At 72.3% G+C, this 2820-nt stretch carries 2 protein-coding genes; both read left to right on the top strand.

All coding sequences use genetic code 11. The features are described from left to right. Window positions 1–55: 55 nt before the first annotated feature. Window positions 56–1219, top strand: a complete 1164-nt coding sequence (gene mqnC / locus NBX02_RS20165; protein ID WP_250283276.1) for a cyclic dehypoxanthinyl futalosine synthase — start codon at window positions 56–58, stop codon at window positions 1217–1219. A 537-nt stretch (window positions 1220–1756) separates the two neighbouring features. After that, on the top strand, window positions 1757–2820 hold a 1064-nt coding region (gene add / locus NBX02_RS20160), incomplete at its 3' end, for an adenosine deaminase (protein WP_250292564.1).

The following is a 2820-nucleotide window of genomic DNA, read 5'->3' as shown; positions in this document are numbered from 1 at the left end:
AGCGGCAGCCCCGGAAACAGCGGCAGCGGGAACAACGGCAGTCGCGGGCACACCGGTGGCCGGCGACCAGGAGACCGCGTCCGTGCTCGCGCACGCCGCGGACGGCGGGCGGATCACCGCCGACGAGGCGCTGCTGCTGTACACCAGGGCGCCGCTGCACGCGCTCGGACGGGCCGCCGACGCCGTCCGCCGTCGCCGCTTCCCGGACGACATCGTCACCTACATCATCGACAGGAACATCAACTACACGAACGTGTGCGTGACCGCCTGCCGGTTCTGCGCGTTCTACCGGGCGCCCGGCCACAAGGAGGGCTGGGTCCGCGACGTCGACGACATCCTCGCCAGATGCGGCGAGGCCGTCGAGCTGGGCGCGACCCAGATCATGCTCCAGGGCGGCCACCATCCCGGCTTCGGTATCGAGTGGTACGAGAACACCTTCGCCGCGATCAAGCGGGCCTACCCGCGGCTGGCCCTGCACTCGCTGGGCGCCAGCGAGGTCGTCCACATCGCCCGGACGTCCGGGCTGAGCTTCTCCGAGGTCATTGTCCGGCTGCGGGACGCCGGGCTCGACAGCTTCGCCGGCGCGGGCGCGGAGATCCTCACCGAGCGTCCCCGGCACGCGATCGCCCCGCTGAAGGAGCCCGGGCACGTGTGGCTGTCGGTGATGGAGACCGCCCACGGCCTCGGCCTCGAGTCGACCGCGACGTTCATGATGGGCACCGGGGAGACCAACGCCGAGCGCATCGAGCACCTGCGGATGATCCGTGACGTGCAGGACCGCACCGGTGGCTTCCGGTCGTTCATCCCGTGGACCTACCAGCCGGAGAACAACCACCTGCGCGGACGCACGCAGGCGTCGACCATCGAGTACCTGCGGCTGGTGGCGGTGGCCCGGCTGTTCTTCGACAACATCGCGCACCTGCAGGGCTCGTGGCTGACGACCGGCAAGGAGGTCGGCCAGCTCACCCTGCACATGGGCGCGGACGATCTGGGCTCGGTCATGCTGGAGGAGAACGTGGTCTCCTCGGCCGGCGCCCGGCACCGGACCAACCGGAGCGAGCTCATCCATCTCATCCGCGCGGCCGACCGGATCCCGGCGCAGCGCGACACCCTCTACCGGCACCTGGCCGTGCACCGCGATCCCGCACAGGACCCCGTGGACGACCGGGTGGCCTCGCACTTCTCCTCGACCGCCCTGCCGATCGTCGCCACCACATAGGCCGTCCCGCGGACGACAGGCCGTCCCGGACGACTAGAGCGCCGGCCAGGTAGCCATACGTATCCCTCCTGAACGGTGGCATGCTTCGATGGACGTCGGCCACCGGAGAAGATCGGCGTAATTTTGTCGTTGTGTACGCTTTTGCGGCCAAAAAGCGTACACAACGACAAACTCTTCTGGATCATGGCCTGTGCGGGTGGTCGTGGATGGGATCCGCGCGCTACTTGACCGGCGCTCTGGGCCGTCCCGAACGGGCAGTTCCCGAACGAAGCATCCCCGAGCCGGGCCGGGCCGAGCCGAGCCGGGCCGAGCCGGGCCGGACGGACCGTCCACCGAGCGGCTGGGAGAGCACGCGAGAGGACGGTGGCGTGCCCCGTGCCCCGTGCCCCGTGCCCCGTGCCCCGCGGCCCGCGGCCCGCGCGCCCGCGGTTCCGGAGGTCACGGCTCCGTTCGCGGGCCCGCTCCCGGCGCCTGGCGGGGCGGGGGGATGGTGGCTGTCCGCGCACCTGGGCGGGAGGGGGCGGCTAGCCTGTCGGAGTGACCGCGCCCGCTGGCCCGCCTACCGGGCCGCCCACCGGACCGAAGATCGAACTGCATGTTCACCTGGAGGGCACGGTCCGTCCGGCGACCCTGCTGGCGATGGCCCGGCGTAACGGGCAGGCGCTGCCGGCCACGACGGTCGAGGAGCTCACCGAGCTGTACCGCTTCCGGGACTTCGACCACTTCATCGAGGTCTGGGTCCTCACCACACATGTGATGCGCACCGCCGAGGACTTCCGCCAGGTCGTCGTCGACTACGCCGCCGAGGCATCCGCGCACGGCGCGGTCTACGTGGAGGGGATCTTCTCCCCGTGGTTCCGCGTCCGGCGCGGGATCTCCTGGGAGGAGATCTTCAACGGCTACGCCGACGGGGTGGCCGAGGCCCGCGAACGGTTCGGCCTGCCCATGGGCCTCACTCCCGACATCGACCGTGTCCTGCCGCCGGAGGAGGCCTGCGAGGTGGCCCGCCAGGCGGTCCGGTTCCGCGACCGGGGGATCGTCGGCCTGGGGCTGGGCGGACCGGAGGCCGGCCACCCGCCCGAACCGTACGCGCGGGCGTTCGCCATCGCCGCCGACGGCGGGCTGGCCGCCGTCCCGCACGCGGGGGAGAGCGGCGGGCCGGCCTCGATCCGCGGCGCGTTGGACGCCCTGGGCGCGCGCCGCATCCGGCACGGCATCCGAGCCCTGGACGATCCCGGCCTCGTAGCCGATCTTGTCGAGCGGGATGTCGTCCTGGACGTCTGCCCGGTGTCCAACCTGCGGACGCGCTCAGCGGCGGATCTTGCCGGGCATCCGCTGCCCGCGCTGGTCGAGGCGGGGGTGCGCTGCTCGCTGGCCACCGACGACCCGGCTATGTTCGACACCGATCTCGGCCGTGAGCACGCGGTGGCCGCGGCACTGGGCGTGTCCGCCCGTGGCCTGTACGAGGCCGGCGTCGCCGGCGCGCTGTGCGACGACGCGACGCGGCAGCGGCTGGCGGCGATCGGCACCGGCACCGACTGGGACGCCGTGCGGGCGGCGCTGGCCACGGCCGCCCGCACGGATCCGCTGGCTGCCGGTAT

This window comes from Protofrankia sp. CiP1_Cm_nod1, assembly GCF_920888515.1.
In the GTDB taxonomy this organism is placed as follows: Bacteria; Actinomycetota; Actinomycetes; order Frankiales; family Frankiaceae; genus Protofrankia.
Note: the sequence above shows the minus strand (reverse complement) of the source record. Positions and strands in the feature narration are given on the sequence as shown.